Below are 5332 nucleotides of genomic sequence, written 5' to 3'. Positions count from 1 at the left end.
CCCCTGAAGCCCACCATCAGGGCGTAATACGCGGTTTGGGTGGCCTTCAGGGGCACTCCGCCAGCGCGAGCCCAGCGCGAACGGGAGTGTCAGTCCTGGCCGTCCCGGGGATCCGGCAGCCGCCGAGCGAAGGTGATCACCGTGATCACCAGGACCAGCTGCAGGCCCACCACCAGCATGAACGCGTCCTTCATGCCCAGCGAACCCGGCGCGCTCAGCGAAGCGAACAGACTGCCGAGGGTCGCGATGCCCAGGGCCAGCGAGGTCTGCTGCGTCGTCGTCATCACCCCGCTGCCCACGCCCGCCAGGTCCGTCGGCACCCGGGAAAGCACCACGCGGAACAACGTTGTCATCGTGAGGCCGTTGCCGACGCCGATCAGCAGCATCGACGGCGCGAGGTCCACCACGTTCAGCTCCGGCCACGCCAGCATCGTCGTGCCGATCAGCGTCAGCAGGCCGAGCAGCAGCAGGACGCCGCCCGCGACCACGACCTTCTGCCCATAGCGGCTCACCAGTTTGCTGCTGACCAGCGAGATCGTGAAGAAACCGACCGCCATCGGGGTCAGCGCGGCGCCGGAGCCCATCGGGCCGAGGTGCAGGCCCTCCTGCAGCGTCACGGCGTACACGAACATGAACGAGCCGAAGCCCGCGAAGAACGGGACGCCCACCAGCAGCCCGCGCCGCACGCTCGGCATCCGCATCACCGACGGCGGCAGCAGCGGCATCCCGCCTCGGCGTTCGAGTCGGCGCTCCCCATGGGCGAACCCGGCGGCGGCGAACGGGAACAGCGCCAGCAGCACGATCGACCAGACCGGCCAGCCCAGCGCGCGGCCCTCCATCAGCGGGATGAGCAGTGACAGCAGGGTCGCGGCCAGCAGGACCGTTCCCCAGCGGTCGACGCCCAGCGGGTGGTGGGCGCGGCTTTCCGGCAGTGTCTTGCGGGCCAGCAGGAGCCCGACGATGCCGATCGGCACGTTGACCAGGAAGATCGGACGCCAGCTCGTGCCCCACAGATCGGCCGCGACGAGCGCGCCGCCGACGAGCTGGCCGATGACCGTGGCGATTCCGCCGGTCGCGCCGTAGAGGCCGAGTGCGCGCGAGCGCCGCTCGCCGGTCGTGGTCGCCTGGATGATGGAGAGCACCTGCGGCAGCATCAGCGCGGCCGACGCCCCCTGCGCGGCGCGGGCCATCACGAGAGTCCCGGCCGTCGGTGCGATTCCGCAGGCCAGGGACGTCAGGGTGAACAGGGTCAGGCCCCACAGGAAGAGCCTGCGGCGGCCGAACGAATCGCCGAGGCGGCCGCCGACGACGAGCAGGACCGCGTACGTGATGCCGTATGAAGCCACCACCATCTCGAGAGTGGCGGTGGAGGCCCGCAGGTCGGTGGTGATCGTCGGCAGGGCGACGTTGACGATGAAGAAGTCGATGATCGGGAGTGCCGCCCCCAGCAGCACGGTGACCAGGCCGGCAGGGGTGAGGCCCGGCCTGACTGCTGCGGCGGCGACGCTGGTCGGCGTCGTCGGCGCGTCTTGTGTCGTGGTCATGGGTACTACGATCAACCCGAATCCAACCTGGTACCAGGTACGCTCTTATCCTGGTAGTGGTCACTACCTGGTACCAGGTCCAGGTCTGTGCGAACCTGGTACCCATGACCGGTGCCCTGGAACAGAGCGTCCGCCGTGACGAGCTTGCCGCGTTCCTGCGCAGCCGCCGCGCCCGCATCACGCCCGAGCAGGTCGGCCTGCCGCTCAGCGGCCGCCGCCGGACGCCGGGCCTGCGCCGCGAGGAGGTCGCGCAGCTCGCCGGGGTCGGGGTCACCTGGTACACCTGGCTCGAGCAGGGCCGCGACATCAACGCTTCCGAGCAGGTGCTCACGGCGATCTCCCGCACGCTCCGGCTCGATCCGTACGAGCACGTCCACCTGTTCACCCTCGCCGGCTCGCCGACGCCGGAGCTGGAGCGGGAATGCAACGCCGTCTCGCCGGCCATGCGCGAGATGCTGACGAAACTCGAGCCGTACCCGGTGTCCGTGCGCAACTCCCGGTGCGACCTGCTCGCCTACAACCGCGGCTACACCTGGCTGATGGGCGACGTCGAGGCGATCCCCTTCGAGGACCGCAACACCCTCGTCCAGTGCCTGACCAACCCGGACTGGCGCGCCAGGATGCTCGACTGGGACATCAACGTGCCGCGCGTGATCGCGTCGTTCCGGGTGGCGATGGCCGAGCACCTGGCCGAACCGGCGTGGAAGTCGCTGGTCAAGCGGCTGCTGGCGGAGTCGCCGGTGTTCGAGCGGCTGTGGAACCAGCACGACGTCAACTCCGAGCCGATCCGCACCAAGCGGTATCTGCACCCCGACGTCGGGCTGCTGCGGTTCAACTTCACCTACCTCTACTCCGGGCCGCGCTCCGAGGTCACCCTGTCGACCTACACCCCGGCCGACGAGGAAACCGCCGCGAAGCTCCCCCTCCTGTTCGACTGATTCCCTCCAGGGAGGGAGTTGTCCGGCGACCAGCCGGACGAGGGTGGTGTGCATGACCACCACCCTGGAACCGCGGCAGCACACGATCCCGAAAGCCCGGCTGGTCGCCTGCTACGCGGCGATCCTGGGCACCTTCCCCTACCTGACGCTGAAGGTCTCCTGGCTGACCGGCGGCACCATCGGCCTGCTCGATCCGTCCTTTGTGGACTCGCCGGTGCTGCGCGGCGCCAACCTGCTCACCGGCGGGATGGACGCCGTCGCGATCCTGCTGGCGTTCGCGCTGACCTACGCCTGGGGCCGCCGGATCCCCGCGGCGGTCATTCTCTTCCCGGCCTGGATCGCGAGCGGACTGCTCGCGCCGATCGTCCTGACGAGCCCGGTGATCGCGGCTGATCTGTTCGCGCCCTCGAAGGCCGGGCTGCCGCTGGCGGACTGGGTCTGGGCCGTGGTCTACGGCGGTTTCGCCTGGCAGGGGATCGCGCTGTTCACCGCGTTCGTGCTTTACGCGAGGGATCGCTGGTCGCGGCTGCCGGGCGTTTCCCTGCGGCCGGGGCCGCTGAGCGCGGCTGGGCTGGCCGGGGTCGTCGTGGCCATCGGCACTGGCTCGACGCACCTCGCCTGGGCGTTCGGTTCGACGGTCGCGCTGGCGCCGGACCGCGCGTCGACCGGCCTGTCGGCGCACTTCCTGGACGGCGTCTTCGGGGTGGCCAGCTTGCTCACGGTGGTGGCCCTGCTCTCGGCCGGACGGCTCTGGCCGCGGCTGGTCACGGTGTGGATCGGTGCCGGGATGATGGTCGGCTGGGGTGGTTGGCTGCTGGTCACCAGCCTCGGCGGCGGTCCGATCGGCGCAGGCGGCACCGGGCCGCAGGTCGCGATCTATGGGGCACAGGTCGTCGGCGGGGCGCTGCTCATGGTCGAGCTGTTCCGGCGCGTACCGCGTCAGGCGTAACCCGGGAGCCGCTCTGCGACGGACGCGGGCCGGCGCGGTCAACCGGTAGCTTTTCAGCGTGCGGCACGACAGGCGACAGACGCGGAACCCGTGGGTGGGCCGGGTGCTGCGCGTCGTCATCCCGCTGCTGTTCGTCCTCGGCACCACCAACGCGGCCAGCCACTGGCAGCACGACGTGCCGCCGCTCGGCATCGGGGGACATCTCCTGCTGATCGGCACCGCGGTGCCGCTGGTCGCCGTGCATCGGTATCCGCTCACCGTCTTCCTGCTGGTCACGGGGCTGGCGTGGACGTACTACTCGCTGAATCTGCCCGGCGGGCCCGCGATCGTGCTGCCGGTGATCGCGTTGTTCCTGCTCACCAGGGCGCGGGGGCCGCTCGTCGCCGGGATCGCCGGTGGCGGGGTGCTCGTCGTCGGCTATCTGGTCTTCCTGCTCCTCGGCGGTAAGTTCGTCCTGGACGCCCGGCTCGGGATCTACTTCGTGCTCGTCGCGGCGGTGGTCGGCATCGGGACGGCCGTGCGGTTCCAGGTCGCCGCGGCCCACGCGTCACACGAACGGGCGACGGAACAGCGGCAGCGGATCGCCGAGCAGGAACGGCTGCAGATCGCGCGGGAAGTCCACGACGTCGTCGCGCACAGTCTCGCGATGATCAATGTCCAGGCCGGGGTCGCCGCGCACGTCGCCGACAGGCGTCCAGAGCAGGCGAAAGAGGCACTGCTGAACATCAAGGCGGCGAGCGCTTCGGCGCTGAAGGACCTTCGCGCGACTGTTGCCGTGCTGCGGTCCGGCGAGAACAAGGCGCCGACGCCGAGCCTCGAGCAGATGGGCGAACTGCTCGACCGGGCGCGGGCGACCGGGCTGGACGTGCGCGTGCACGGGGACCCGGGTGAGCTGCCCGCGCCCGTCGACGCCGCGGCGTACCGGATCCTGCAGGAGTCGCTCACCAACGTCGTCCGGCACGCGAAGCAGGCCCGCACCGCCGACATCCGGTTCGAGCGCGGCGCGGGCGGGTTTTCGCTGGTGGTGCGTGACGATGGCCAGGGCGCCGTCGAGCCGTCGCCGGGACACGGGCTGAACGGGATGGCCGAGCGGGCGGCCGCACTGGGCGGCGCGCTGACGACCTCGGTGGTCGACGGCGGATTCCAGGTCCGGGCCGAGTTGCCGATCGAGGGGGACACGTGACGATCAGGGTGGTGCTGGCCGACGACCAGGTGCTGGTGCGGGCCGGGTTCCGGGTACTACTGGAGACCGAGGACGGCTTCGAGGTCTGCGGCGAGGCGGGCAACGGCGAGCAGGCCGTCGCGCTCGCCGCCGAGCACAAGCCGGACGTCGTGGTGATGGACATCCGCATGCCCGGCGTCGACGGCCTCGAAGCGACCCGCCGGATCACTGCCAACCCCGAGCTCGCCGAGGTGAAAGTGCTGGTGCTGACCACTTTCGACGTCGACGAGTACGTCTACGAGGCCCTGCGGTCCGGCGCCAGCGGCTTCCTGCTCAAGGACACCGAGCCGGTCGAACTGTTGCGCGCGCTGCAGGTGGTCGCCGCGGGCGAGGCCCTGCTCGCACCGACGGTGACCCGCCGCCTCATCGCGGAGTTCGTCGACCGCCCGGAGAACCGGCGCATCGACACCACGGCCGTCCGCGAGATCACCACCCGCGAACGCGAGGTGCTGGGCCTGGTCGCGGGCGGGATGTCGAACGACGAGATCGCCGCCCACCTGGTGATCTCGACAGCCACCGCGCGCACTCACGTCAGTCGGATCATGACCAAGATCGGCGCTCGGGACCGCGCGCAGCTCGTGGTGCTGGCTTATGAGTCTGGGCTGGTCACGCCTCGGCGCGGCTGAAGGTCTCTGAAGGCCACCTTGAGGGACCTAGAGTCTCTTAAGGTGGCCTTCAG

Annotated in this window: 5 protein-coding genes; 4 read left to right on the top strand and 1 reads right to left on the bottom strand. The window is 70.4% G+C overall.

Annotated features, from left to right (window positions below):
* Positions 1–89: 89 nt before the first annotated feature.
* The gene (locus QMK34_RS46880; RefSeq protein WP_326421502.1) at positions 90–1544 is read right to left on the bottom strand and encodes an MFS transporter; all 1455 of its coding nucleotides are present in this window, start codon (positions 1542–1544) and stop codon (positions 90–92) included.
* A gap of 104 nt (positions 1545–1648) precedes the next feature.
* On the opposite strand from QMK34_RS46880, the gene QMK34_RS46875 reads away from it, so the two are divergent.
* The 4 genes from QMK34_RS46875 to QMK34_RS46860 are packed head-to-tail and all read left to right on the top strand — an operon-like array spanning position 1649 to position 5279.
* Positions 1649–2482: a helix-turn-helix transcriptional regulator gene (locus QMK34_RS46875; protein ID WP_326421501.1), complete on the top strand. Its 834-nt coding sequence runs from the start codon at positions 1649–1651 to the stop codon at positions 2480–2482.
* 52 nt (positions 2483–2534) lie between these two features.
* Positions 2535–3431: a hypothetical protein gene (locus tag QMK34_RS46870; protein WP_326421500.1), complete on the top strand. Its 897-nt coding sequence runs from the start codon at positions 2535–2537 to the stop codon at positions 3429–3431.
* 58 nt (positions 3432–3489) lie between these two features.
* Entirely contained in the window at positions 3490–4614 is a 1125-nt protein-coding gene (locus QMK34_RS46865; RefSeq protein ID WP_326421499.1) for a sensor histidine kinase, read from the top strand.
* Positions 4611–5279, top strand: a complete 669-nt coding sequence (locus QMK34_RS46860) for a response regulator transcription factor (RefSeq protein ID WP_326421497.1) — start codon at positions 4611–4613, stop codon at positions 5277–5279. The genes QMK34_RS46865 and QMK34_RS46860 overlap by 4 nt, the downstream gene beginning before the upstream one ends.
* The last annotated feature ends 53 nt before the right edge of the window (positions 5280–5332 follow it).

This window comes from Amycolatopsis sp. H20-H5 (genome assembly GCF_035828755.1).
Taxonomy (GTDB): domain Bacteria; phylum Actinomycetota; class Actinomycetes; order Mycobacteriales; family Pseudonocardiaceae; genus Amycolatopsis.
The sequence above is the reverse complement of the archived record's forward strand: the minus strand, read 5'-3'. Positions and strand labels throughout refer to the sequence as shown.